This is a genomic window from Pseudomonas sp. AP19 (assembly GCF_001728855.1).
GTDB classification, from domain to species: domain Bacteria; phylum Pseudomonadota; class Gammaproteobacteria; order Pseudomonadales; family Pseudomonadaceae; genus Aquipseudomonas; species Aquipseudomonas fluorescens.
In genome coordinates this window covers 373,845-398,822 of record NZ_LXJP01000001.1, presented here as the reverse complement: position 1 = coordinate 398,822, position 24,978 = coordinate 373,845, and the positions used below count along the sequence as shown (strand labels likewise).

23 protein-coding genes are annotated in these 24,978 nt (G+C 61.2%); 12 read left to right on the top strand and 11 right to left on the bottom strand.

Translation table 11 applies throughout. The annotated features are described in order from the left end of the window. Nucleotides 1-75: 75 nt before the first annotated feature. Nucleotides 76-549 carry a prepilin peptidase gene (locus tag A7D21_RS01700; protein WP_053254151.1) on the bottom strand — a complete coding sequence of 158 codons (474 nt, stop codon included), beginning with the start codon at nt 547-549 and terminating at the stop codon, nt 76-78. 71 nt (nt 550-620) lie between these two features. Between A7D21_RS01700 and A7D21_RS01695 the strand changes: the two genes are divergently transcribed. Together A7D21_RS01695 and A7D21_RS01690 are read left to right on the top strand one after the other, a co-directional pair. Next, a complete protein-coding gene (locus tag A7D21_RS01695; protein WP_053254150.1) occupies nt 621-1,058 on the top strand; it encodes a TadE/TadG family type IV pilus assembly protein in 438 nt (145 codons plus the stop codon). Continuing rightward, nucleotides 1,055-3,787, top strand: a complete 2,733-nt coding sequence (locus tag A7D21_RS01690; protein ID WP_069550932.1) for a PAS domain-containing sensor histidine kinase — start codon at nt 1,055-1,057, stop codon at nt 3,785-3,787. The genes A7D21_RS01695 and A7D21_RS01690 overlap by 4 nt, the downstream gene beginning before the upstream one ends. Here A7D21_RS01690 and A7D21_RS01685 read toward each other — a convergent pair. From A7D21_RS01685 to A7D21_RS01665, 5 genes are all read right to left on the bottom strand, one after another. After that, a complete protein-coding gene (locus tag A7D21_RS01685) occupies nt 3,784-5,760 on the bottom strand; it encodes a pilus assembly protein TadG-related protein (protein ID WP_069550931.1) in 1,977 nt (658 codons plus the stop codon). The two genes, A7D21_RS01690 and A7D21_RS01685, sit on opposite strands and share 4 nt — an antisense overlap. A 124-nt stretch (nt 5,761-5,884) precedes the next feature. Further along, a complete protein-coding gene (locus A7D21_RS01680) occupies nt 5,885-6,442 on the bottom strand; it encodes a DUF4136 domain-containing protein (protein WP_069550930.1) in 558 nt (185 codons plus the stop codon). Nucleotides 6,443-6,487: 45 nt separating this feature from the next. Continuing rightward, nucleotides 6,488-7,090, bottom strand: coding sequence for a DUF4136 domain-containing protein (locus A7D21_RS01675; RefSeq protein ID WP_069550929.1), 603 nt, complete (start codon nt 7,088-7,090; stop codon nt 6,488-6,490). 24 nt (nt 7,091-7,114) lie between these two features. Continuing rightward, nucleotides 7,115-7,864, bottom strand: coding sequence for a methyltransferase (locus A7D21_RS01670; RefSeq protein ID WP_069550928.1), 750 nt, complete (start codon nt 7,862-7,864; stop codon nt 7,115-7,117). Further along, nucleotides 7,857-8,165, bottom strand: a complete 309-nt coding sequence (locus A7D21_RS01665) for a MazG-like family protein (RefSeq protein ID WP_053254144.1) — start codon at nt 8,163-8,165, stop codon at nt 7,857-7,859. The genes A7D21_RS01670 and A7D21_RS01665 overlap by 8 nt, the downstream gene beginning before the upstream one ends. A 163-nt stretch (nt 8,166-8,328) precedes the next feature. Between A7D21_RS01665 and A7D21_RS01660 the strand changes: the two genes are divergently transcribed. The 3 genes from A7D21_RS01660 to A7D21_RS01650 all read left to right on the top strand — a co-directional run bounded on the left by A7D21_RS01660 (nt 8,329) and on the right by A7D21_RS01650 (nt 10,515). Continuing rightward, a complete protein-coding gene (locus tag A7D21_RS01660; protein WP_053254143.1) occupies nt 8,329-8,619 on the top strand; it encodes a hypothetical protein in 291 nt (96 codons plus the stop codon). A 3-nt stretch (nt 8,620-8,622) separates the two neighbouring features. Continuing rightward, nucleotides 8,623-9,978, top strand: coding sequence for an MATE family efflux transporter (locus A7D21_RS01655; RefSeq protein ID WP_069550927.1), 1,356 nt, complete (start codon nt 8,623-8,625; stop codon nt 9,976-9,978). Between the two features lie 105 nt (nt 9,979-10,083). Further along, nucleotides 10,084-10,515 (top strand): hypothetical protein, encoded by a 432-nt coding sequence (locus A7D21_RS01650; protein ID WP_069550926.1) that lies wholly within the window; start codon nt 10,084-10,086, stop codon nt 10,513-10,515. Nucleotides 10,516-10,523: 8 nt separating this feature from the next. Here the strand turns inward: A7D21_RS01650 and A7D21_RS01645 are convergent, their stop codons facing one another. From A7D21_RS01645 to A7D21_RS01625, 5 genes are all read right to left on the bottom strand, one after another. Then, nucleotides 10,524-11,387: an alpha/beta hydrolase gene (locus A7D21_RS01645; protein WP_069550925.1), complete on the bottom strand. Its 864-nt coding sequence runs from the start codon at nt 11,385-11,387 to the stop codon at nt 10,524-10,526. A 156-nt stretch (nt 11,388-11,543) separates the two neighbouring features. Next, a complete protein-coding gene (speA, locus tag A7D21_RS01640) occupies nt 11,544-13,457 on the bottom strand; it encodes an arginine decarboxylase (RefSeq protein ID WP_053254139.1) in 1,914 nt (637 codons plus the stop codon). A gap of 213 nt (nt 13,458-13,670) precedes the next feature. Next, nucleotides 13,671-14,042 carry a translation initiation factor Sui1 gene (locus A7D21_RS01635; protein WP_012722004.1) on the bottom strand — a complete coding sequence of 124 codons (372 nt, stop codon included), beginning with the start codon at nt 14,040-14,042 and terminating at the stop codon, nt 13,671-13,673. A 193-nt stretch (nt 14,043-14,235) separates the two neighbouring features. After that, a complete protein-coding gene (locus A7D21_RS01630) occupies nt 14,236-14,772 on the bottom strand; it encodes an NUDIX hydrolase (RefSeq protein WP_053254137.1) in 537 nt (178 codons plus the stop codon). A gap of 2 nt (nt 14,773-14,774) precedes the next feature. Continuing rightward, nucleotides 14,775-15,752: a DUF2333 family protein gene (locus A7D21_RS01625; RefSeq protein WP_371850841.1), complete on the bottom strand. Its 978-nt coding sequence runs from the start codon at nt 15,750-15,752 to the stop codon at nt 14,775-14,777. 404 nt (nt 15,753-16,156) lie between these two features. On the opposite strand from A7D21_RS01625, the gene A7D21_RS01620 reads away from it, so the two are divergent. The 7 genes from A7D21_RS01620 (at nt 16,157) to A7D21_RS01590 (ending at nt 24,882) form a co-directional block, all read left to right on the top strand. Beyond that, entirely contained in the window at nt 16,157-17,827 is a 1,671-nt protein-coding gene (locus tag A7D21_RS01620; RefSeq protein ID WP_053254135.1) for a PleD family two-component system response regulator, read from the top strand. Between the two features lie 53 nt (nt 17,828-17,880). Further along, a complete protein-coding gene (locus tag A7D21_RS01615) occupies nt 17,881-19,842 on the top strand; it encodes a methyl-accepting chemotaxis protein (RefSeq protein WP_053254134.1) in 1,962 nt (653 codons plus the stop codon). Between the two features lie 297 nt (nt 19,843-20,139). Next, the gene (aroQ, locus tag A7D21_RS01610; protein ID WP_053254133.1) at nt 20,140-20,595 is read left to right on the top strand and encodes a type II 3-dehydroquinate dehydratase; all 456 of its coding nucleotides are present in this window, start codon (nt 20,140-20,142) and stop codon (nt 20,593-20,595) included. A 24-nt stretch (nt 20,596-20,619) separates the two neighbouring features. Further along, on the top strand, nt 20,620-21,081 hold the full coding sequence (gene accB, locus A7D21_RS01605; protein ID WP_017738537.1) for an acetyl-CoA carboxylase biotin carboxyl carrier protein: 462 nt from the start codon (nt 20,620-20,622) through the stop codon (nt 21,079-21,081). 17 nt (nt 21,082-21,098) lie between these two features. Beyond that, the gene (gene accC, locus A7D21_RS01600) at nt 21,099-22,460 is read left to right on the top strand and encodes an acetyl-CoA carboxylase biotin carboxylase subunit (protein ID WP_053254132.1); all 1,362 of its coding nucleotides are present in this window, start codon (nt 21,099-21,101) and stop codon (nt 22,458-22,460) included. A gap of 274 nt (nt 22,461-22,734) precedes the next feature. Beyond that, complete coding sequence (gene prmA / locus A7D21_RS01595) at nt 22,735-23,613, top strand: 50S ribosomal protein L11 methyltransferase (RefSeq protein ID WP_069550924.1); 879 nt, start codon at nt 22,735-22,737, stop codon at nt 23,611-23,613. Nucleotides 23,614-23,643: 30 nt separating this feature from the next. Next, a complete protein-coding gene (locus A7D21_RS01590) occupies nt 23,644-24,882 on the top strand; it encodes a DUF3426 domain-containing protein (RefSeq protein ID WP_069550923.1) in 1,239 nt (412 codons plus the stop codon). The last annotated feature ends 96 nt before the right edge of the window (nt 24,883-24,978 follow it).

Genomic DNA, 24,978 nt, shown 5'->3' with positions numbered 1-24,978 from the left:
AAATATTCCTGCACCTGCGTATTAAACGTAGACGTACTTTCTGACTATGTACATAGCGTTAATACCCTCTGACGACTAATGGATCCAAAACCAGGCGAGTGCAAAGCCCACCAGTAAAAACGGCGCAAACGGCAATTTTTTTGACGAATTCGGGGCCAGGTACAGCAGATGCGTTTTAAGCCCTTGACGCATAAGCGGCCACAGTTTTGGCGCGAGTAACAGCCAGAGCACATTGACGGCCGCAGCGCCGACAAATGACCCCAGCAAATACTCGGCATTCGATGCCAGCGCCAGCGCCGCAAGCAGCTTGACGTCCCCCGCCCCCAGCCGGCCAAGGGCGTAACCGGGCAAGGTCAACAGCAGCGCGAGGATAAACGCCCACAGCCCCTGCGCGACGGATGCACCGAGCCAGGTGTTGCCCGTCCACACAAGATAAATCAACGCCAACAGGGCCGCGCCCAGCGTCAGGCGATTGGCAAGCAATCGTTGCCGGGCGTCCTGCCTCGCACACAGCGCCAACCACAACAGCACCACCGCAGCTTGGATCACTAAAAAACGTCCCTTTTCGCCGATTGATTCTATGCTGATATCAAGTAGTAGCCGTCAGGGTAGACGCGGTGATGAAAACAAGCCTCCCCAGTAAGCAAAAAGGCACGGCAGCGATCGAATTTGTGGCCGTGTTTGTGATTTTTTTCGCCGTGTTCTACGGCATGGTCAGCTATAGCCTGCCGCTGCTGCTCTTGCAGTCGTTCAACCAGGCAACCGCCGAGGCCGTGCGGCTGAGCGTGGCCCTGGACCCGACGATGCCGGGCTACCAGGCCGCCGTGCAGAGCACCGCCAAAAACGCTATCACCACGCGTTTGTATTGGATTCCGCCGGCGTACAACTTCAACATCAACCAAATCAGCACCACCTTCAACAACGGCCTGCTGTCGGTGCAGATCAACTACCCGTCGGCCAATCTCCAGTCGGTCATGCCCTTTATTGTCCTGCCCGGCATTGGCACCGTGCCGCAATTGCCGGTGACGTTGCAGGCCCAGTCGAGCCTGCAATTTTGAGTTCCGGCGACAAACTCTTCGGGCGCCTGCTCGGCCGCAGTAGCGCGCTGGCTATCGACACGCCACTGACCCCGGCTGCCGGTTTGCACATGCAGTTGGATGCTCAAGGCCATGTGCTGGAGATCAGCGGCACGCTGCGCCCGCAGTTGGGGCACCCGGTGAACTCGCCACGCTTGCACGACCTTCTGTGTACCCATAGCGCCCTGGCAGTGGAAGGTGTGCCGGCCGATTGGCAACGCCACAGCCTCGACCTGGATTTCCACAGCGTAGCCGGGCAGATCCTGCACACCCGGGCGACGATAGAAGCCCACGAGCACGGCTGGCTGTTGCATGCCGTCGATATCGGCGATTTGCTCGGCGGCCGAGACCGGGCCGAACAGCGCGAACAGAACCATCAACTGACCAGCCGGGTAAGTGAGCAATTGCGCGTGTGCAGCCTCAGCCGCCTGCCCGAGGTGTTCAATGAACAGTTGTGCAGCGTCGCGCAACGCTGGCGTATCCCGTGTGTCGCCCTCGCCTTGCTCGATCAGGAAGATCAGGGCTGGATGATCTACAGCCAGTACGCCAACCATGACGCCCCGCTGTTCTGGCACGCCGGTCAGCGGCTCGGCACCTGCCTGGAAAGTCTCAACGGTACGACGCCGCTGAGCCTGCAAGCCCCCTATGGGCGTGGTGAACACCCGCGTTTGCATAGCGTATTTGGGAATGCCGATGGTTTTCTGGTGCCCTATCGCGATGGCCAAGGCGTCGCCGCATGGCTGCTGTGCGGCGCCTACAGCGGCCAACCGCACACCGGCGATCGAGACTGGCTGAACCTCGCTGCTGCCCTGGCCGCGCCATTGCTCAGCCGCCTGCGCGAACACCGTCACCATCAACAACTGGAACGCCTGGAAGCCCTGCAAGGCTTGCTGGGCACTGGCTGGTTTGAGTTGTTGCCCGCGAGTGACGAAATCCAGCTCGCCCCCCAATTGATACGCAACCTCGACCCGGAGGAAGGCCCGACTCGGCAACCTCTGGACACGTGGCTGAACCTGATCCACCCCGCCGACCGCCAGGAGCTGCACAGTCGTCTGCACGACCTGCAAACCCTGGGTAAGCCGTTGCTCGCCAGCGTACGCCTGAACCGCAGCGACCCCGACCGGCCGCCGACCTGGTATCGCGTGCAGGGCCAAGTGCTGGGCGCCGGTGAGCAACGTCGCTGGGTCGGCTTTATGCTCGATATCAGTGACATCAAGAACCAGCAACTGCAAGCCGACGCCGCCCACGCCCGGTTGGACAACCTGATCGCCAGCTCACCGGCGGTGATCTATGTGCAGCGCTATGTGAACGGGGCCCTGCAGCCGGTGTTTTTCAGTGACAGCCTGCTCCCCTTGCTCGGCCGTACACTCGCCGAGTGCAACCACGACAGCCTGGTGCAATGGGTACACCCGGACGACCGCGACCTGTACTTCCAGCGCACCCGCCAACTGCTGCGTGAAGGCAGCGTGCGCAGCCGTTATCGTGTGCAGGACAAACAGGGCGACTACCACTGGCTGCTCGACGAAGCCAAGTTGCTGCGCGACGACCTTGGCGTGCCGGTGGAAGCGGTCGGCCTGTGGCTTGATGTCACCGAGGCGACCCTGGCGGCGCAACAGGTCAAGGACAGCGAGGAGCGCTACCGAATCCTCGTCGAAGACTCCCCGGCGATGATTTGCCGCTACCGCCCGGACCTGACCCTGACGTTTGGCAACACGCCACTGGCCAACTACCTGGAATGTTCACCCGCACAGCTGCACGGGGTGAACCTGGGGGACTGGCTGTCGACCGAACAGCGCGAGGCATTTACCCACCGCATCGAGCAACTGACGCCGGAATTTCCCGTCAGCACCGCCGAAATCAGCCTGCAATTACCTGGGCGCGAACATGCCTGGTGGGTGTGGTCGGACCGCGGGGTATTTGATGAGCACGGCGCATTGGTGGAAGTACAGGCCGTGGGCCGCGACAACACCGAGGTGCGCCGCTCTCAGCAACAACTGACGCAAAGCGCGAAAATGGCCACCCTCGGCGAAATGGCCACCGGCCTGGCCCACGAGATCAACCAGCCACTGAATGTGATGCGCATGGCCATCGTCAATGTGCTCAAGCGCCTGGGCAATGGCGACGCGCAGGTCGATTACCTGACCGAAAAACTGCAGCGCATTGACGCACAGGTACAGCGTGCGGCCCGTGTGGTGGACCACATGCGCGTGTTCGGCCGCCGTTCGGAGATCGAGCAACAACCCTTCGACCCGGCGCAGGCGCTGGAGGGCACACTGTCGTTGCTCAGCGAAGGCCTGCGCGGCAAAGGCGTGGACGTGCGCCTGACCCAGGCGCAGGTTCCGGTGCAGGTCAAAGGCTACATCGACCAACTTGAACAGGTGTTGATCAACCTGATGGTCAACGCCCGCGATGCGCTGGTCAGCCAACGCGAGAAAAACCCCGCGTTGCGCCCCTGGATTGCAGTGCACACCGAACACGACAGCCGCCACGTACGCATCTGGGTCGAAGACAACGGCGGCGGCATCGACCCACGTTTACTGGAGCGAATCTTCGAACCGTTCTTCACCACCAAGCCGATTGGCGTGGGGACCGGGTTGGGCTTGTCGGTGAGCTACGGCATCGTGGAAAACATGGGCGGGCGCCTGAGCGTCAGCAACGGTGAACACGGCGCGCGGTTTTGTATTGAGCTGCCCAGGGCCACCGACGCTTAAATCACCAGGTAGGCTTCGCCGGTCTGGCCGCAGGTCAGGTTGGCGCCGACGTTCACATTCGCCAGGCTGATCCCCAGGCTGTTCAACAGGTTGTTCAGGATCGGGTTGAGCAATGGGGCCAGCAGGCTATCCACGACCGGCGTGACGATGGCGCTGACACCGCTTAACAGCGAGACCGTATTCGCAATCAGGCTGCCCAGCGGGTTATTGCCCACCGGCTGATAGGCGGTAATGCCCACGCCACTGAGGGTGGTGGAAAGGCTGCTCACCACATTGGTGGCGGGCGTGGCGGCCAAATAGCTAGGCGTAAGGCCTACGTTGGGTGGTGTGGCAAACGGCGTGGGGCTGGAAAACACCTGGGTTTGGCTGCTCCCCACGATCGGGCTTTGCACCTTGATGCCGATACCGCCGCCGGCAAATGGCACCCGGGGACCGCAACTGCCGATAAAGGCAATCATGTGACAGGTCTTGGTGCCAATATCGATCAGTGCCAGAGGGGCCACCGTCATCGGCTGTGTGGTGGAAAACGCATTCGTGATCGCGCCCACATTCAGCGATGCCACAGAGGTTGTGGTGTTCGCCGTCAGACTCTTGGTACCTGCGTTGCCGGTTGGGCAGCTGTACGCGGTGACATAACTGCTGGCGCCCCCGGCATCCAGCACGATGTTAAGCGGCAAGTTGCCCGGCAACGGCAGCAAATCCAACTGTTGGCACCCGGCCCCCAGCAAACACAGCGCCGAGTTGATGGTGGTCACCAGGTTCAAGCTCAGCAGGCCATTGACCACCGGCGTCAACGGCCCCACCAGGTTATTCACCGCGGTGGTCAGCCCTGACAAGTTACTCAACACCGGCAAGCTGACCGTCACCTGCGTACGCACCTGAGCGGTACGTACATAAATCGCATTCGGCCCCAGTGGGTTGGCGGCGGCCAGTGCCGGGTTGCCAATGGCCGACAATTGCGGTGGCTCAATCACTTTGACTTGGGTGGTGATATTGGCCAGCCCCAGCAGGCTCACCGGCAAGGTTGCCGCCACCGCGCTCTGGCTGTTGGACAGTTGCACCACGCCCTGGATCAGTTGGAACACCTGCAGGTTGGCGTTCAGCGCGGCCGCGGTGGTGCCCGTCTGCAATTGCAGGATTTGCCCGAGGGTCAAGGGCGCCTGGTTGATCGCAGCGACTTGCAGGTTGCCCAGCGCCGTCAACACGTCTGCCGTCGCCCCGTTGGCGGTCAGCACGCTGATCGCGGCCTGGATCAACTGCGACGCGGTGACCGTGGTGTTGAGCAACTGGGTGTAGTTACCGGCGGCCACGTTCAGGTTGACCGCCAACTGGTCGAGGTAACTGAGCAGGTTGATATTGGTAGTGAGCAAGCCGTTCCAGCCCGCCAGGGTCAGGTTGACGTTGCCGCCGAGCAAGCCGCTGAACAACGGGTTCAACAGGCTCGCGCTGGCTGTGTTGACGCTGGCCAGGGTGCTGTTGATGGTGAGCTGGGCCAACGATGGCGCAGGCTTGGCCGCCACTGCCGTCGCCGTCAAGACGGTGTTGACGCTGATCGGGCCGCCGGAAACGAGTGCCCAGATCCCGCCGGCCACGCTGGTCGTGACAGTTTTGCTGAGCACCACTTGAATCGCCGATGACACCGCAGGGTTGGCACTGAAGGTGCGCACCCCAGACGCGCCAGTCGTTACCGTGCCGCAAAGGGTCGCCAGGCTATTGCCGTTACCCACCACAAAATAGTTGCGGGCCACACTCTGCGCCGCATAAGCCGCTGCGCTCAGGCCCGCCACACAGGTCCCGCCGCGACTCACGGCTTCCAGTGCCGCCGTATCCGCCACGCCTTGCAGCTTGCGTTTCTCCAGGTACAAACGGCCGCTGTCGACCACCAGCAACGTGCAGACCAACACCAACGCCAACACGCCAGCCGCCATCAAGCCAATGGCACCGCGCTGCTTGCAAGCCAATCGGGGAGACATCGAGCACTCCTGTGCCGGCGAGTTGCCGAGCGCTTACTCTCCTGGGGTGTCAATGAGTGTAGACAAGGGCTGCGGAGGATGACGGGCAAATGCGGGAGGCGGTTTGCTCCCGCACAGCTCAGGTTCAGTGCGGTGGGTAATTCGAGAGGATCTTGGTCACGGTGGTGCGGATCGCATTGCTGCGGTCCTGCGGGTTCGGCGTGCTGCTCATCATCTGCTCGTCGCTGCCACGCCACACCAGCTTGCCATCCTTGCCGTCCAACAGGTCGACCTGCAGGGTTGCCACCTTGTAGGTGATGTTGCGCGTTTCGTTGTACATCGGCGCGCCCCAGTACCCGTTCCACGGGCCGCCCCAGGCGCCGCCGTAATTGGTCGTGACTTGTTGCTGGCGGTCTTCGACGATCAGGTAAACCTGCACGTTCAGGTCAGCCTTGGTGCCTGCCGCTGCGGGACGCAGACCGCGCTGGTCAAGTTGTTCAGCCACGGCCTGGCGGATGCGTTGCTCAGTGAGGTCGCTCTTGATGCGCGGGTCATCCGGGCGATATTGCAGGGCCGGGTCCTTCCAGGCCCAGTTGCGGTAGGCCCCGAAGTCGCGGCTGGCGTCATAGTCGTTGTTGACCTGACTGGTCTGGCAGCCCCCCAGCAGTAAAACAACAGCAAGTGCAGCGAAGCGACGAAGCATGATTGTTCTCCAAAAAACGCCATAAGCCTGAGATGAGAATAGCGGCTAACTGGGCGGGTAAGCCGTCATGGCCTTCTGCATGGCTTCGCGCAGCGCATCCGCCCGCTCGCTCAAGCTGCCCTGGCTGGTCGTTTCGGCGCTGGTGCTCCAGACCGGCTGGCGGGTGCGGGCATCGAACAGGCTGATACGCGCCACCGCCACCGTCACTTCATAGGTGCGCACCACCGGCACCGAGTTGTACATGCCGTAACCGTTGCCATAGCGGTTATAGCCACCGTAACCATAGCCATAATCGTCCTGGACCTGGCGCAGGCGTTTTTCCAGGCGCACGTCGGCGCTTACCAGCAAGTCGGGCGCACGGTTGTCATGCAGGGGGCGCAAGCCGCGCTGGTCAAGGGCACCGCTGACCGCCTCGGCAATTTGCGCCGAGTCGGCCCACGCCGAATCCGCCGGCAGTTGGCCGTTAAGCCAGGCCCAACTGCGGTAGGCGCCATAGTCGCGGACCGGCGCCGGGTAAGCGCTGGCATCAAAGGTGTTGGCCGCCTGTGCCGGCGCCGGTGGCATCGGGGCCGAGGCGGCCACGTAAGGATTCGGGCTGGAGCATGCGCCCAACCCCAGGGACAACAGGATCAAACAGAGACGACGCATTTCGACCTCCGCAGACTGGGCCGCTTAAACCGGACGGCATATCCAGTGTAAATAACGCCCAAGTCCGGCAAAGCTTGGGTGACGACGGTGAGCGAGTTCCATCTCCAACAAATCCTGTAAATCGGCGCGGGCCTGGAATTCCACCGGCATGTAGTCGTGGAACACCCGCACGCCACTTTGGCTTTCGACCTGCCATAGCCCGTCGAGTTGCGCTGCCAGCTCGCGTGGGTCGAGGGGTTGTTGCGGCGTCAGGCTCTGCTTTTCGCCGGCCATGTCGTTCTTGCGCATTTTGCGGAAGTGGCCTTTGAGCAGGTTGCGATAAATCAGCGCATCACGGTTGTAAAACGCCAGCGACAACCAGCCGCCGGGCACCGTGAGTTGGTGCAGCACCGGCAGTATCGCATGGGGTTCGGCCAACCATTCCAGCACCGCGTGGCACAGCACCAGGTCGTAAGGCTCGGTGAGTTGGCCAAGCAGGTCCTGCCAGGGCGCGTGAATAAAAGTCGCGGTCTGCCCCGCATCGGCAAAGCGTTGGCGCGCGCCGTCGAGCATCGGCTCGGCGGGCTCGGCCAGCGTGACCTGATGGCCGCGTTCGGCCAGCCACAACGACATATGCCCCAGGCCGGCGCCGATATCCAGCACACGCAACGGGCGGTCCGGCAGGGCTTCGATCAGGTCGGCCTGGAGCACCGCCAGGCGAATCGCACCTTTGGCGCCGCCGTAGATTTTCTCGGCGAAGCGCGTGGCCAACTGGTCGAAATGACGATCACTCATGGGCAAACCGCCGTTCGCTGTCGGCCAGTTTCGCGCGCACCACTTCATTCATGTCCAGGCCCAGCTCACTGCACAGCAACAGCAGGTACAGCACAATATCGCCGACTTCCTGCCCGGCATGGGCGAGTTGGTCTGCGGGCAGTTGCCGCGACTGGTCTTCGGTCAGCCACTGGAAGATCTCCACCAGCTCGGACATTTCCACGCTGGCGGCCATGGCCAGGTTTTTCGGGCTGTGGAACTGCTTCCAGTGATTGGCATCGCGGATACGGTGCAGGCGTTCGGTGAGGTGTTCGAGGTTCATGCGGGGGCTCCTGAAGGTGTATAGCTTCGGGCGGATGATTAGCGAAGGCAAGTGAATCCCTGCACGCCGTAAACCTCTATGCTAGAAGGGAACTCGCGTGCGCCGATAACGACCAAAGGCTCAGGTCCGGCAGCTACGCCCACCTATTCATCAGGACACACACATGCAAACAGACTTTTTCGGCTGGCTGGGTCTCAAAATCGGCCAGATCATCCACTTTATCGTCGAGCTGTTCAGCGGGCTGTTCAACACGCTGTCCCATGCCGGCGGCGATTTTGTCGACGGGCTGTCCAAATCCCTGGGCATGGATACGTCGATCATCAGCATCATCACCCTGATCATCGGGCTGTTGCTGCTGTACTCGGCAGTGCGCGCGTTTATGCGGGCGTCGATCATTGCCGGGATTATCTGGTTGATGCTGGGCCTGTGGCTGCTCAGCTGGGTTGTGCACTGATACTTGAAAACACTCACGTTACTCACCGACTGGCGCGACCGCCCCACCCATCGCCGCGTCTGGGCCCTGGCCGCACCGATGATTTTGTCGAACATCTCGGTGCCGCTGGTAGCCCTGGTCGACAGCATGGTCATCGGCCACTTGCCACACGCCCACCAACTGGGCGCCGTGGCCGTAGGGGCCAGCCTCTATACCTTCCTCGCCTGGGCCATGGGTTTTCTGCGCATGGGCTCCACCGGGTTTGCCGCGCAGGCCGCCGGGCGTGGCGATGGTGCAGCGTTGCGACAGGTGCTGCTGCAAGGTCTGCTGCTGGCGCTGGGCCTGGCGATGCTCTTGGGCACGGTGGGCATCCCGCTGAGCCAGTTGACGCTGGAGTGGATGCAGCCCTCCCCCGAGCTGAATCAACTGACCCGCGACTTTTTCCACACGCGTTTGTTCGGCCTGCCTGCTGCGCTGGCCAGCTATGCGCTGGTCGGCTGGTTCCTCGGCACGCAGAACGCCCGTGCACCGTTGGCGATTCTGCTGACCACCAACCTGGTCAATATCGCCCTGAACCTGTGGTTTGTACTGGGCCTGGAATGGGGCGTAGTCGGCTCCGCACGCGCATCGGTCATCGCCGAATGGACCGGTGCCCTGCTCGGTCTGGCGCTCACGCAAAACGCCTTGCGCGCCTATCCCGGGCATATCGCCTGGGCCGCACTCAAGCGCTGGCAAAGCTGGCGCCCGCTGCTGGCGGTGAACCGTGACATCTTCATCCGCAGCCTGGCACTGCAGTCGGTATTCTTCATGATCACGGTGCAAGGCGCCCGTCTGGGTGATGCCACCGTGGCGGCCAATGCGCTGCTGCTCAATGGCCTGCTGCTGACTGCGCATGCCCTGGACGGTTTGGCCCACGCAGTCGAGGCCCTGTGCGGGCATGCCATCGGCGCCCACGACCGCCAGGCGTTACGCCGTGCATTGGTGGTCGCCTGCGGTTGGTCATTGATCGCCAGTGTGGGCTTCGCGCTGCTGTTTACCTTTGGCGGCCACCTGTTTATCGCCATGCAAACCAATATCCCCAGCGTGCGCGAAACCGCCGATATCTACTTGCCTTATCTGGCGGTGCTGCCGCTGATTGCCGTGTGGAGTTACTTGCTGGACGGCCTGTTTATCGGCGCTACCCGCGCACGGGAAATGCGCAACGGCATGCTGCTGACCGTGGTGATTTTGCTGCCGTTCGCGTGGGTCTTGCAGGGCTACGGCAACCACGGCTTGTGGATAAGCTTCCTGTTGTTCATGGCCTTGCGCAGTCTCACGCTGTGGGCGATCGCTTGGCGATTGAACAAGAGAAACGCGTGGCTCGGCGAGCCGACCTGTTAGTTCTCACAGGTTACAAAACCCCGTCACCGACGTTGAATGAAGGTTGGGCCTGCACAGCGATACGTTTCCGGCCTCAACCTTCTTTCCACTCAGGGACGAACAAACATGGGCAGCAATACCGTATTTATCATCGGCGCGTTGCTAGTGGCCGGTTTAATCGTGGCCGCCACGATGCGTGCGGCCAAGGCAAAAAAATCGCCGCCTCCGAGCGATGTCGTCGCTGCACCTGCCATTCAAACCCCACAGGTCACCCCGGACACCGGCGAGTGGGCAATCAAACCGGGGAGCGACATGCCTGCAACCCTGCCGGAGCTGCCTGCCTCAAGCGCCGTGGAGGTCTGGAACCAGACGGGTTTCCAGATATTCGCGACGCAGCAGGGCATTCGAGCGACCCTGTCGCCCCAGAGTCGCACGCTGATGAGTAATGGGGTTGCGCTGACAATCACGCCTGCATCACCGGACCACACGCTGCGCTCCGTCACGCTGGAGGAAGCAAGTACCGAGACCTCAACCGTGTACAGCCTCATCGTCCAATAGCGCCAGCCTCACTGGCCCGGAGTGGACTGGATAAACGCCGTGACCCGATCCAGCACTGGTGCCAGCCAGCGCAAGGGTTTGGCAATCGATGCCACCAATGTCGCGTGGTTGGTCTTGGTGAAGTAAAACACCTCGACCGGCACACCCGCGTCGTGCAGTTTTTTCGCCAGCCCGCCGGTGTTGCGTGTGGGGTTGACCAGCGTGTCGCTCGCCGAGGCAATCAACAGGCTCGGCGGCGCGCCATGGTCGACGTGGTTGATCGGCTGGGAGTCGGCCGGGGAATTCGGAAAGAAAAACACCGGGCGCACATCGCGGTTTTCAATCGGCAGAAAGTCATAGGGCCCGGTCAGGCCAATCCAGCCCTTGAGCATCGAGGGCGCCAGGTTCACCTCATTGAGCCAGCGCGCATCCAGCGCCAGCATCGAGGCGTTGTAGGCGCCGGAGCTGTGGCCCATCAGGTACAACTGCGTGGGGTCGGCGCCGTATTCGGCGATGTGTTGACGCGTCCAGGCCACCGCTTGGGCGCCGTCTTGAAGAAAGCTTGGGTAACGCACTTGCGGATAGAGCCGATAGTCGGCGATCACGACGACGATGCCGCGTGAGGCCAGTGCCTCGCCGACAAAACCATAATCGTCCTTGGCGCCGCTGTTCCAACTGCCACCGTAGAAAAACACCACGACGGGCGCGTTGGGTGCGGCCGCGACGGGGCGGTAGATATCGAGTTTTTGCCGGGGGTCATCACCGTAGGCGATGGATGCGGTTTTGGTGAAGGTGCTGGAGGGCGTCAGTGCGTTGAGCACTTTGATCGGCGAGCACGCCGCGAGAAATGCGGCGACCGCCAGGGTGAACACTTGCAAGAGTTTGCTCGACATCGTTCAGACCTCACGAAGAAGGTACAACCAAACGAAGATACAAATGTGGGAGTGGGTTTGCTCGCGAAAGCGGTGAATCAGTTAACACATGTGTGACTGATGTACCGCTTTCGCGAGCAAGCCCGCTCCCACATTTTAGATCTCTGCCAGCCGATATTACGAGGACAGGTACGAAGAGCGGGTCAAACCGAGACGCAACGCATCCAGGAACTGCGTGCGCTCGCTGGCACTGATTTTCGCGCTCGCGCACTTGTCGCGGTAATGCGTCATCAACTCCTCCGGCGACAAGTGCACATAGCGCAGCATGTCTTCGATGGTGTCGTGGGTCTCGATACCGGCGCTGTACACCGAACCGTCTTCGCGCTGGTAGATGTTCACCGAGTCGGTATCACCGAACAGGTTGTGCATGTCACCGAGGATTTCCTGGTAAGCGCCGACCAGGAAGATGCCCAGCAAGTAGTCTTCACCTTCATTCAAGGCGTGCACCGGCAGGCTGGTCTCGATGCTCTGCTCGTCGACGTATTGCTTGATCTTGCCGTCGGAGTCGCAGGTCAGGTCTTGCAGCACGGCGCGGCGCAGCGGCTCTTCGTCGAGACGGTGCAGCGGCAGAATCGGCAGAACCTGGCCGATGGCCCAGGTGTCCGGCAAGCTCTGGAATACCGAGAAGTTGCAGATGTACTTGTCGGCCAACTTGTCGTTGAGTTCGTCCAGCACTTGGCGGTGCGAGCGCTGACGGGCTTTCAACGAGTTGTGCAAGCGACGGCACACGGCAAAGTAGCACTGCTCGGCGAGGGCTTTTTCCGCCAGGGTCAGTTTGCCGTCAGCGTACTGGGTGGCCACGTCGCTCATGTAGTGAGTGGCGCGCCAGTAGGTTTCGGTGACCATTTCGATGTCGGTCGGGCCCAGCAGGTCCACCAGCCATTGCACGGTTTCCGGCAGGCTTTCCTTGTTCTCGATTTGCGGCACGTCGTCGTTGTGTTTTTCGACGTCGGTGACTTGCACCACCAGCATGGCGTGGTGGGCGGTCAGGGAGCGGCCGCTTTCAGAGAAGATGTTCGGGTGCGGCAGGCTCTGCGCGTCGCAGAATTCCTTGAGCATACCGACGACGACGCCGGCGTAATCGTCCATGTCGTAGTTGATCGAGCTGGCATTACGCGAGTGGGTCCCGTCGTAGTCCACGCCCAAGCCGCCGCCGACGTCGATGTGGTCCACCGGCAGGCCGAGGTTACGCAGTTCGCCGTAATAACGAATGGCTTCCTTGAACCCGTGCTGGTAGTCGGCCAGGTTGGCGATCTGCGAGCCCATGTGGAAGTGCAGCAGACGAATGCCTTGATCGAGGCCCGCCGCGCGGAAGCGCTCGACCACCGACAGCAACTGCGCCGCCGACAAACCGAACTTGGACTTCTCGCCACCCGTGTCCGCCCATTTGCTCGACGCCAGCGACGACAAACGCACGCGCAAGCCAACCTGCGGCTTGACCTTGAGGTTGGCGGCTTCTTCGATCACCAGGCCAACTTCGGATTCTTTCTCGATCACGATGAAAACATTGTGACCCAGCTTCTGGCCCATCAGCGCCAGGCGGATGAACTCACGGTCTTTGTAACCGTTGCAGACGATGGTGCCACCCTTGGGTGCCAAGGCCAGCACAGCCAGCAGCTCAGGCTTGGAACCGGCTTCCAGGCCGATGGAAACGTCCTGGGTGGCGATGATGTTCTCGATCACCGCTTCCTGCTGGTTCACTTTGATCGGGTACAGCGCGGTGTACTTGCTCTGGTATTCCAGGCGCTCGATATTGGAATCGAAAGCGCCGGTCAGTTGGCGTACACGGTCTTGCAGGATATCGGGAAAACGCACCAGCAGCGGCAAGGACAAACCGCTTTTGCGCAGCTGGTCGACTTGCTCGTACAGATCGACGGGCGTGCTGTTCGGGCCGTTCGGACGGACTTCAACGCGACCGGCATCATTGATCGCGAAATACCCGGCCCCCCAATGGCGAATCCCGTAAACACTGCGGCTGTCCGCAACTGTCCATTGGCTGCCATCGTCTTTGCGTGTGCGTCGTACGGACATCGAAGTCCCCTATATAAAGTCGAAGATCACCGCGCCCTTCTTGTAAGGCTGGCGAAGTCTAAAGAATGAAAATGACGATTTGCCTGTAAGCAAGGTAGACCCCACTCGCAGGACAGAGTTTAGACACCGGTCAGGAACAGGCTCTGTGAAAACCATGGAGACGACCGTTCGCGTTCAGCAAACCGGCGATCGGGGTGGGTTTCACAGAGGCTGCTAGCCGCCGGATTTCTTCGCCTTGTAACCCAGCTTGATCAGCTCGGCCAACAGCAACTCGACGTGATCGCCCTGGATCTCAATGACGCCGTCTTTCAGGGCGCCACCCGTGCCACAGCGCTTTTTCAGCGTGGTGGCGAGTTCCTTCAGGGCTTCTTCGGCCAGCGGCACACCGGTGATGGTGGTCACCGTCTTGCCGCCACGGCCCTTGCTCTCGCGTCGTACGCGGGCAATACCGTCGCCTTCAGGGATCAGGGTCTGTTTGCAGGTACACGAATCCACGGGCTGGCGACAGTCCGGGCAGTGTCGACCTGCGTCGGTGGAAAATACCAAGCCACCAAGGGCAGCGAAGGATGCGGCTTTTTTGGCCACCGGCAATCCTCTTGGGAGGACAAAGACAGATCGGTGCTCGGTTCTCGTAAACAGAACAGGGCATCGACCGCGAAGCCCCACTCAGGCAGGGGCAGCGCTACCGAACCGCAAAGGTGGTTCGGGTGAAAAGTCGCGCAGTGTAACGGCAAAAAGCCGACTTGCTAAGAGCCAAATAGCGCCAATTTATGCAACTTTAGCGACGCGAGGCCAGATAGCGCCGCAAGCCCTCTTGAGCGTCCGGGCAGTAAGGCTTTTGTTCAGCTTCCTGCAGGACCCTTTCAAGGGGTAAAAACCGCGCTTCCATGACCTCTTCGGGCTGCAGGCGTAAGGGGCCATCCCAGACCGCCGAATAGGATTTGCACCAGAGCCGGCTGGCGCCATCCTCGAAGTAGAAATGGTCATGCTCGACCAGGTCCACGCCGCCCACCCCAAGCTCTTCTTCCAATTCACGGGCCGCCGAATCGGCGTAACACTCGCCTGCCGCGACCATGCCACCCGCGGCCGTGTCCCAAAACCCAGGGTACAAGGCTTTGCTCAAGGTGCGCCGATGCACACACAGTTCGCCGGCCGAATTGAACAGGAAGATAAAGGTGCAACGGCCGATCAGGCCGCGCTCACGCAGGTCAGACCTGACGAGATGGCCGAGCAGGTTGTCCTGGTCGTCGACCCAGCAGATCAGTTCAGCATCAGAGGCCGCGCGGTGCGCGGCCTCATTTTGAGTAGCGTCCATCATTACCCCTGGTTGAGGAGCTGACGCAAGTCGATCACTGCAGCGTTTGCCCGGGAAATATAGTTGGCCATGACCAGCGAGTGGTTGGCGAGAACGCCAAAGCCACTGCCGTTGAGAATCATAGGGCTCCAAACCGGCTCCTGCGAGGCCTCCAGCTCACGAATGATCTGACGCACGCTGACGGTGGCATTTTTCTTGGCCAGCACGTCGGCAAAATCGACTTCGATGGCGCGCAGCAAGTGAGACAGAGCCCAGGCCTGGCCACGGGCCTCGTAGAACACGTTGTCGATCTGCATCCATGGGGTTTCCACCACTTCTTCATCGACCTGCGGCACTTCACCCGGCGCCAGGGCTTCGGTTTTCAGCGCGGTGTTCAGCTTGACCCGACCGACACTGGCCGACAGGCGTTGCGACAACGAGCCCAAACGAGTGGCGACATCACCCAGCCAGTTGTTCAGGTTGTCGGCACGCGCATAGAACAGCGCGCCTCTCTGGTTAGGGTCGGACAGACGCGCTTCGTAGCGGCTCAGGGAATTGATACCTTCCTGGTACTCCGACTCGCTGGATGGCAGCACCCAGCTCTTGTTGTCAAAGTTGAAGCGTGGCTCGGCCTTGGCCAAATCGGCGTCCTCGGCCGACTGCGACTGGGAACGGGCGAAGTCTTTACGCAGGGCACGGGTCAAGTCACGCACCTGCACCAGCACGCCGTATTCCCAGCTCGGCATGTTGTCCATCCACAAGCCTGGCGGGAAACGGTCGTTGGAGATATAGCCACCGGGCTTGTTCAGCAACGTGCCGACCACGGTCTTGAGGGTTTCGACAGTGGTGTAGCCAATCACCATCTGCTTGCCTTCCTTCTCCGCAGCAAGCTGGGCGTTTTGCTGGACCGGAAACAGCGCCGGCTCTTCGCTCCAGTACCAACCCAGGCCGCCGGTGACCAACAGGTACAAGGCCAGCACGCTGAGCAACGCTTTGCTCATCAGCAGGTTGCGAAAGTAGCCGCGTTGGGTCGACTTTGGCTCAGGGGCGGGGCCTTTGGCACTGCCTGCACGATTTTTCCAGTCCAGCATGGCGATATCCTTTCAATCACTTGAGTTCATGCACGTCAATTGTCCGGGTGCGGTCAAACACTCCGACCACAACCCTACCCCATCGTGCCCATCGGTGCGGGCCTTTTAACCAAAGTGGCGCACCGGGCAGATTCGACTATAAAGATCTGCAACCATAACGCATGCCGGCTTTTTACGCAGCGCGACCATAAGGTCAGAAACTGAATCGCACAGACGTGTACTTAATTGACGTATGACACTCATATATAAGAAAAGAGGTGCTAGCATAGAGCCATCAGTCGACCTCAGCATGCACCCTCACTAGTAGTCAGGATATGACCGAGCCAGAAGACCCCAGCCGTGAGCGTCTCAAGCAGCACTTTGCCCAGCGGGTAATTCATCAGGCACGTCAAATTCTTGAGATCTGGCAACGCCTGCAGCGCAGTGAATGGTCAAACACAGATTTGTCCGAACTCAGCGAAGCAAACCTGCGCCTGCTGCGTTTTGCCGAACGCTTCGAACAGCCGGAACACGGCCAACTGGCGCGGCACATTGGCGAGTCCCTCAAGGTCGTGGACGAGAACCGTGGCCGCCTCAGCAGCCAGGTGATCACCGAACTCAACCGCCTGATGCAGCGCCTGTCCCGCACCGGCCTGCGCCAGGGCGACCAGCTTGAGCAAACGTTCCTGCCACCGATGCGCAAGCCGATCTACGTGATGCTGGCCGATCACGACCGCGCCGAGCGCCTGGCCAAGCAACTGGAATTCTTTGGCATGAGCGCCCAGTCGCTGGACAGCGTGGCAGCGTTTCGGTCCTCGCTGGCCGAGCGCCTGCCTTCGGCGATTGTGATGGATGTGGATTTCTGCGGGGCCGGCCTGGGCCTCAAGCTCGCGGCCGAAGCCCAGGAAGGCCTTGAGCAAAAGCTGCCGCTGTTGTTCTTCAGCCTGCACGAAACCGATACCCCGACGCGCCTGGCCGCGGTGCGCGCGGGCGGCCAGGAGTTCCTCACCGGCACGCTGGAAGCCTCCAGCCTGCTGGAAAAGATCGAAGTGCTGACCTGCGTCGCGCAGTACGAGCCTTATAAAGTGCTGATCATCGACGACTCACGCGCCCAGGCATTGCACACCGAGCGCCTGCTCAACAGCGCCGGCATCGTCACGCGCACCCTGATCGAGCCGATCCAGGCCATGGCCGAGCTGGCGGACTTCCAGCCGGACCTGATCATCCTCGACATGTACATGCCCGCCTGTACCGGCACCGAACTGGCCAAGGTGATTCGCCACAACGACCGTTATGTCAGCGTGCCCATCATCTACTTGTCGGCCGAAGACGACCTGGACAAACAGCTGGACGCCATGAGCGAAGGCGGCGATGACTTCCTCACCAAGCCGATCAAGCCGCGCCACCTGATCACCACCGTACGCAACCGCGCCGCCCGCGCGCGCAACCTCAAGGCGCGCATGGTGCGTGACAGCCTGACCGGGCTGTACAACCATACCCACATCCTGCAATTGCTCGAAGACTGCAGCTTCCGCGCACGCCGCGAGAACAAACCGCTGAGCTTTGCGATGCTCGATATCGACCATTTCAAGCGGGTCAATGACAGCCACGGCCACCCCATGGGCGACCGCGTCATCAAGAGTTTGGCGCTGTTCCTCAAGCAGCGCTTGCGCAAGACCGATTACATCGGCCGCTACGGCGGTGAAGAATTCGCCATCGTGATGCCCGACACCGACCTGGAATCGGCCTGCAAGGTGCTGGATGAAATCCGTGGGCGCTTTGCCGAAATTCACTACCCCGCCCAACCCCAGGATTTATGGTGCACCTTCAGTGCCGGGCTGGTGGAGCTGTGCGACGACTCCGACAGCCTGATGATGGCCGCTCAGGCAGACGAGGCGCTGTACCGCGCCAAGGGCGCCGGACGTAACCGTGTGCAGGCCGCACGCACGTCAAAGCAAAGTGCCATCTTTTCACCGGAATCCACTGATACCGTCATAACCTTGTAATGAAAACGCAATAACTTCAGGCACTTATCTTTCGCTGTCGGTTGAAACCACGCATGCGCCTGAAGCTGCTGACCAATCTGAATACCCTTCTTCTGGTAGCCGTGTGCCTGGCACTTGGGGCGACGCTGTGGTGGTCGCAACGCGCACTCGAACGGCCTTACACGCTGATGGAGCGCTACCTGGGTTTGTCGCAAACCTTCCAGAACCAGGCCGCGCGCAATATCGACGACTACCTGGCCAGTGGCGACGCGTTGCGTTTGAGTAGCGCCAGCCAGAGCCTGGAAGACCTCTTGCAGCACCTGGATGAATTGCCCGCCGAGCTGACGCAAAACCTGCGTCCCAGCCTCGCGGACCTGGATGCCTTCAGCAAAACCGACCTGCTGGCCGCCGGCAAACTGGCCGGCGACCCGCAAGCACTGCTGCTACAGGCCGAGCGAGAGCTGAGCGCGAACCTGGAGCAACTGAGCCAGTACGCAATGGGCGTCAACTCGCCCGAGGCAGCCCGTTACTTGCCGCCACTGCTGGCCGCGTCCCAGCATTTGGGCAAGCTGTCACTGGCACGCGATAAGCTGGTGAGCAGCGGGCGCGCGGAATTGGCCGATGACGTAGAGCGCGAAGTCGCCAGCATCCGCACCCAGGCCGACCTGTTGGCGCAGTTACCCCTGCTGGGCGTAAAGGCCAGCGCGGAATCCAGCTCCGATGACTTTTCAGCCATGATGGGCCTTGAAAACAGCGGAAAAACCGACGTCCAGGACACCGGCGTCGACCTCAAGCGCGAACTCAACAGCCTGCTGACCCGCTACCCCGCCGAACTCAAGCGCACCCGTGAGCAGATCCAGCAGCGCACCGCACTGGCTGCAGGCACCCAGCTGAAAATCGCCGCCGTACAACAATCCATCGCCAGCCTGGAACCCGTGGTGCGCGCGCAACACGCCAAGATCCAGGGCGAAGTCCGCCTGATGCAAGGTGTGATGATCGGCCTGATCCTGTTGATCGCGCTGCTGATCGACACCCTGCAGCGGCGCCTGGCGCGAGTATTGACCAACCTGGCGCCAGCCCTGTCCACCTGGGCCGAGGGCGACTTCAGCCAGCCCATTGCGCTGGGCAAGACCAACCGTGAATTGCACGACATCGAAGCCTCCCTGAATCGCCTGCGCGCCTACCTGGTGGACCTGGTGGGCACCATTCGCGGGAATGCCGAGGAAGTGGCCGGCAGCAGCCGCGCCCTCGCCGAGCTGAGCAGTGGTCTGCATGACGGTGCCGAGCGCCAGGCCGGCGATACCGCGCAGATCCGTGACTCCCTGGGCGAACTGGAAGCCACCATCCAGCAAGTGGCCGGGGATGCCAGCCAGGCGGCCGGCGCCAGTCGCAGCGCGGGTCAAGCCGTGGAACAGGGCCAACGCGTGATCGGCCTGAGCCTGACCGGCTTGCACGCGCTGGTCGGTGAAGTGCAGCAAAACGCGCAGATGATCGAAAAACTCGCCGAAGAATCCGCGACCATCGGCGGCGTACTGACCGTGATCCGCTCGATTGCCGACCAGACCAACCTGCTTGCGCTTAATGCCGCCATCGAGGCAGCCCGGGCCGGTGAAGCCGGGCGCGGGTTTGCCGTGGTCGCTGATGAAGTGCGCTCACTGGCCCAGCGCACCGCCGGCGCCACCGCCGAGATTCAGGGGCTGATTGCCGGCCTGCAATCCGCGGCCCACCAATCGGTGCAAGGCATGCGCGCCCAGGTCGAGCACGCCGAAGCCACCGCGCAGCAAGCCCAGGCGGCCGACGGTGCGTTGGATAAAATCGTCGGGGCAATCCAGACGATTTCCGACACGGCAGTGCGCATCGCCGATGTGACCGCCCAGCAGAGTGGCGCCGTCAGTGAAATTCGCGATAACAGTGAACGCATCCACCAGTTGGGTGAAGATAATCTGCTGCGTATTGGCCAGGGCCGTCGCCAGGGCGACCACCTGCTGGTGCTGGGTGGGCAGCTCAATACGGCTGTGCAGGCTTTCCGCGTTTAATCCGCTCCAATGCCATGCACAGATCACAATGTGGGAGCGGGCTTGCTCGCGAATGCGGTGGGTCAGTCAATTCATTTCTTACTGATCCACCGCTTTCGCGAGCAAGCCCGCTCCCACATTGGATCTCCTGAGACTTCAGGACCGTGCTACCAATGACCGGAATCCAGGCCACAGTCACAAATTTCGCGCAATCCTCGCTAATCGTGCTGCCTACTGCATAGAACTGGACAGTCACAAACGCTTTGCGGCATAGTCGCCGAGTTCTGCCGTACCCACATCAATAACAAGGAACAGCCGATGGCGACCTTACTGGTTCTTCACGGACCCAACCTGAACCTGCTCGGCACCCGCGAACCGGGCGTCTACGGGGCAGTCACCCTCGATCAGATCAACGTGGATCTGGAGCGACGGGCGCGTGAAGCCGGCCACCATTTGCTGTACCTGCAAAGCAATGCCGAGTACGAATTGATTGATCGCATCCATGCCGCGCGTGGCGAAGGCGTGGACTTTATCCTGATCAATCCCGCCGCTTTTACGCATACAAGCGTTGCATTACGTGACGCGCTGCTGGCGGTGAGCATCCCATTTATTGAAGTGCACTTGTCGAACGTGCACAAACGCGAAGCTTTCCGCCATCACTCTTACTTCTCCGACGTAGCGGTAGGAGTGATCTGCGGCCTTGGCGCCAGCGGTTATCGACTGGCCCTGGAGGCCGCCCTGGAACACATTGAACAACCGGCCAAGCGCCCCTGACCGACCCTTGGGAGTTGATGATTCATGGATATCCGTAAAGTTAAGAAACTGATCGAACTGCTGGAAGAATCCGGTATCGACGAGCTGGAAATCAAGGAAGGCGAAGAGTCCGTACGGATCAGCCGTCACAGCAAGACCCCGGCCCAACAGTTCTACGCGCCACAGATGCAAGCGCCGGCACCAGCCGCTGCTGCTCCGGCCGCCGCACCTGCTGCCGCTGCGCCAGCCGCACCTGCTGCGCCTGTGTTGAACGGCTTCGTGGTCAAGTCGCCAATGGTCGGTACGTTCTACCGCACCCCGGCACCGACCTCGCCAGCCTTCGTTGAAGTCGGCGCGACCGTGAAAGTGGGCGACACCATCTGCATCGTTGAAGCGATGAAGATGATGAACCACATCACGGCTGAGAAAGCCGGCGTCATCGAATCCATTCTGGTAGAAAACGGTCAGCCGGTTGAGTACGACCAGCCGCTGTTCACCATCGTTTGAACCGCGGAGCACCTTCGATGTTGAAACCTGCGAAGAAACTGCAAAAAGTCCTGATCGCCAACCGCGGCGAAATCGCGCTGCGGATCCTGCGCGCCTGTAAGGAAGAGGGCATCAAGACCGTCGCTGTTTACTCGACGGCCGATACTGAATTGATGCACGTGAAGCTGGCGGACGAAAGCATTTGCATCGGCCCGCCACTGGCCACGAACTCGTACCTGAAAGTCTCGAACATCATCGCGGCCGCTGAAGTGACTGGCGCTGATGGCATCCACCCAGGCTACGGCTTCCTAGCGGAAAACGCCGACTTCGCCGAACAGGTGGAAAAATCCGGGTTTGCCTTCATCGGTCCGAAAGCCGAAACCATTCGCCTGATGGGCGACAAGGTATCGGCCAAAGACGCCATGATCGCGGCCGGCGTACCCACCGTTCCAGGTTCCGACGGCCCGCTGCCTGAAGACGAGGCAACCGCCCTGCGCATTGGTCGCGAAGTCGGTTACCCGGTGATCATCAAGGCCGCCGGTGGCGGTGGTGGTCGCGGCATGCGCGTGGTGCACAAGGAAGAAGACCTGATCGAAGCTGCCAAGCAGACCCGCTCCGAAGCGGCTGCCTGGTTCGGCAACCCGATGGTCTACCTGGAAAAGTACCTGACCAACCCACGTCACGTGGAAGTGCAGGTGCTGTCCGACGGCCAGGGCCACGCCATCCACCTGGGCGACCGCGACTGCTCGCTGCAACGCCGTCACCAGAAGGTACTGGAAGAAGCACCGGCACCGGGCCTGGACGAAACTGCTCGCCAGGAAGTCCTGGCGCGCTGCGTCAAGGCGTGTATCGACATCAACTACCGTGGCGCCGGGACCTTTGAGTTCCTCTACGAAAACGGTCGCTTCTACTTCATCGAGATGAACACTCGTGTACAGGTAGAGCACCCGGTTTCGGAGATGGTCACCGGTATCGATATCGTCAAGGAGATGCTGAGCATCGCCGCCGGTAACGTGCTGTCTTTCACCCAGGACGACGTGAAGCTCCACGGCCACTCCCTGGAGTGCCGGATCAACGCCGAAGACCCGAAAACCTTTATCCCAAGCCCTGGCCTGGTCAAGCACTTCCACGCGCCCGGCGGCAACGGCGTACGTGTGGATTCGCACCTGTACAGCGGCTACAAGGTTCCGTCCAACTACGACTCGCTGATCGGCAAGCTGATCACCTGGGGCGCCACCCGCGACGAGGCCATGGCCCGTATGCGTAACGCCCTGGACGAAATCGTGGTTGACGGCATCAAGACCAACATCCCGTTGCATCGGGATCTGGTTCGCGATGAAGGCTTCTGCGAAGGTGGTGTGAACATTCACTACCTGGAACACAAGCTGGCTAACCAGTAAGTGCTCCACCCAACAAAGCCGCCTTCGGGCGGCTTTGTTGTGTATGGCCCCTCCATTTTGAAGCTATACAGTCTAAATGTGGGAGGGGCCTTGCCCCCGATGGCAGCAGCTCAGTCATAGATTAGGTGACTGACCCTCCGCTATCGGGGGCTCGCCCCCTCCCACATTTGGACTGTGTACTGTCAGTACAGTCGTCTTCTTCTCCACGCTCGCGTAAACTTGCGCGCTTTCGCGACCCCGCCGTCGCACACTCATTTTTTCAAAGGTGCCCGCCATGCCTTGGCTGCAAGTCCGTCTCGCCATCAGCCCAGAACAAGCCGAAACCTACGAAGACGCTTTCCTCGAAGTGGGCGCTGTCTCGGTGACCTTCATGGACGCCGAAGACCAACCAATCTTCGAACCGGAACTCAACACCACGCCGCTGTGGTCCCACACCCACTTGCTGGCCCTGTTCGAAGACGGTACCGATGCCGCCGCCGTGCTGGCCCATATGGAACTGCTCACTGGCAGCCCGCTGCCGGAGCATCACAGCGAAGTGATCGAAGACCAGGATTGGGAACGTAGCTGGATGGACAACTTCCAGCCGATGCGTTTCGGCCAGCGCCTGTGGATCGTACCCAGCTGGCACGCCGCCCCTGAACCGGATGCGGTCAACCTGCTGCTGGACCCGGGCCTGGCATTCGGCACCGGTACTCACCCCACCACCGCGCTGTGCCTGGAATGGCTTGATGGCCAGGACCTGACCGACTGCAACGTGCTGGATTTCGGCTGCGGCTCGGGCATCCTGGCGATTGCCGCGCTGCTGCTGGGCGCCAAAGAAGCTGTCGGCACCGACATCGACGTGCAAGCCCTGGAAGCCTCCCGCGACAACGCCGGGCGCAACCATATTCCTGAAGGCAAATTCCCACTGTACCTGCCGGAGCAATTGCCCCAGGTCCAGGCCGATGTGCTGGTGGCGAATATCCTTGCCGGGCCGCTGGTGTCCCTGGCGCCGCAGCTGTCGAGCCTGGTCAAGCCAGGTGGGCGTCTGGCGCTGTCGGGTATTCTCGCCGAGCAAGGCGAAGACGTGGCGGCGGCCTATGCCCAGGACTTCGAGCTGGACCCGATCGCCAACCGTGACGGCTGGGTACGCATCAGTGGTCGTCGGCGCTAGAATGGGCGCTTGCCTGAATCGGATGGCCGCATGACTGACAGTTTCGTCACCCAGTGCCCGCATTGCCAAGCTCGCTTTCGCGTCAGCCACGCTCAATTAAGCGTGGCCCGTGGCGTGGTTCGCTGCGGCTCATGCCTGCAAGTGTTCAACGCCGCCCGCCAGTTGCTGGAGCAGCGTGCCGGTGCATCTGCGCCGCACGGTACACAGCCGGCTGCCGAGGCTGCCCCGCAAACACCGCGGGCGATCAGCCAGAAGCAGTGGACCGCCGAAGAGCTCGACCTGGACAACCTCGACCTGGACGAAGAACTGGCCAAGCTGGAACGCCGCGAGATTCAGCACACCCTGCCGCCAGGCACCGAGCGTCGCCAAGCAGGTGCCGACCGTCGGCAAAAGGAAGATGCCCTCAGCGCCAGCCGTGACACCGTCAAGGCCGAGGAAGAAAAGTGGGCCGCCAGCCTGTTCAGCGAACCGCCCGAGGAACGTGTCCAAGCCAGCGAAGAGCAACCCGAGCCGCCCAAGGCGCCTGCGACCAAGCAGCGCACCGAGCCGTCCATGTCGTTTCACATTGACGACGTTGACGATGAGCCGTCGCTGCACTCAACCCCTGACGATGACGATATCGACCCGCCGTTCACGCCGCTGACCGCTGCCGCCGACGAGCCCGAACCCGAAGAACGCTCACAGCCGCGTCGCAAACGCCCGCGCCCGGAAGCCAGCGTTCACGACGATGTACTCCAGGACCTGGAAGACGACCCGCTGCATCTTTACGCGCAGAAACGTCCGTCGGGCTGGGGCCGTCGCCTCCTCTGGATGTTCCTGGTATTGCTGGCCGCCGCCGGCCTGGCAGGCCAGTACATTGCCTATCAATTCGATGATCTGGCCCGCCAGGACGCGTACCGCCCATGGTTCCAGCAACTGTGCCCAACACTGGGCTGCACGGTGCCATCACGGGTCGATATCGCGCATATCAAGAGCAGTAACCTGGTGGTACGCAGCAACCCGGAGTTTGCCGGGGCGCTGGTGGTGGACGCCATCATCTATAACCGTGCGACGTTCTCCCAGCCTTTCCCGCTGCTGGAGCTGCGTTTTGCCGACTTGAACGGCAGCCTGATTGCCAGTCGTCGCTTCAAACCCGGCGAATACCTGAGTGGTGAATTGGCCGGTGTGAGCGAAATGCCTTCACAAACGCCGATCCATATCTCCCTGGACATCCTCGACCCAGGCAATAAAGCCGTGAATTACAGCCTGAGTTTTCACTCGCCCGAGTGAGCCGGCTCACGCTCCGAGGTTTGACGGCAAATTATTGACTGCCCCGCCACCTACCAAACCGGTGGCGATAAAGAAATAACTGTTCAGATTTTATCC

Coding starts and splice junctions, on each gene's coding strand:
- A7D21_RS01695 (WP_053254150.1), top strand. CDS start 621: ATGAAAACAAGCCTCCCCAGTAAGCAAAAAGGCACGGCAGCGATCGAA.
- A7D21_RS01685 (WP_069550931.1), bottom strand. CDS start 5,760: ATGTCTCCCCGATTGGCTTGCAAGCAGCGCGGTGCCATTGGCTTGATG.
- A7D21_RS01680 (WP_069550930.1), bottom strand. CDS start 6,442: ATGCTTCGTCGCTTCGCTGCACTTGCTGTTGTTTTACTGCTGGGGGGC.
- A7D21_RS01675 (WP_069550929.1), bottom strand. CDS start 7,090: ATGCGTCGTCTCTGTTTGATCCTGTTGTCCCTGGGGTTGGGCGCATGC.
- A7D21_RS01670 (WP_069550928.1), bottom strand. CDS start 7,864: ATGAGTGATCGTCATTTCGACCAGTTGGCCACGCGCTTCGCCGAGAAA.
- A7D21_RS01665 (WP_053254144.1), bottom strand. CDS start 8,165: ATGAACCTCGAACACCTCACCGAACGCCTGCACCGTATCCGCGATGCC.
- A7D21_RS01660 (WP_053254143.1), top strand. CDS start 8,329: ATGCAAACAGACTTTTTCGGCTGGCTGGGTCTCAAAATCGGCCAGATC.
- A7D21_RS01650 (WP_069550926.1), top strand. CDS start 10,084: ATGGGCAGCAATACCGTATTTATCATCGGCGCGTTGCTAGTGGCCGGT.
- A7D21_RS01645 (WP_069550925.1), bottom strand. CDS start 11,387: ATGTCGAGCAAACTCTTGCAAGTGTTCACCCTGGCGGTCGCCGCATTT.
- speA (WP_053254139.1), bottom strand. CDS start 13,457: ATGTCCGTACGACGCACACGCAAAGACGATGGCAGCCAATGGACAGTT.
- A7D21_RS01630 (WP_053254137.1), bottom strand. CDS start 14,772: ATGGACGCTACTCAAAATGAGGCCGCGCACCGCGCGGCCTCTGATGCT.
- A7D21_RS01625 (WP_371850841.1), bottom strand. CDS start 15,752: ATGAGCAAAGCGTTGCTCAGCGTGCTGGCCTTGTACCTGTTGGTCACC.
- A7D21_RS01620 (WP_053254135.1), top strand. CDS start 16,157: ATGACCGAGCCAGAAGACCCCAGCCGTGAGCGTCTCAAGCAGCACTTT.
- A7D21_RS01615 (WP_053254134.1), top strand. CDS start 17,881: ATGCGCCTGAAGCTGCTGACCAATCTGAATACCCTTCTTCTGGTAGCC.
- aroQ (WP_053254133.1), top strand. CDS start 20,140: ATGGCGACCTTACTGGTTCTTCACGGACCCAACCTGAACCTGCTCGGC.
- accB (WP_017738537.1), top strand. CDS start 20,620: ATGGATATCCGTAAAGTTAAGAAACTGATCGAACTGCTGGAAGAATCC.
- accC (WP_053254132.1), top strand. CDS start 21,099: ATGTTGAAACCTGCGAAGAAACTGCAAAAAGTCCTGATCGCCAACCGC.
- prmA (WP_069550924.1), top strand. CDS start 22,735: ATGCCTTGGCTGCAAGTCCGTCTCGCCATCAGCCCAGAACAAGCCGAA.
- A7D21_RS01590 (WP_069550923.1), top strand. CDS start 23,644: ATGACTGACAGTTTCGTCACCCAGTGCCCGCATTGCCAAGCTCGCTTT.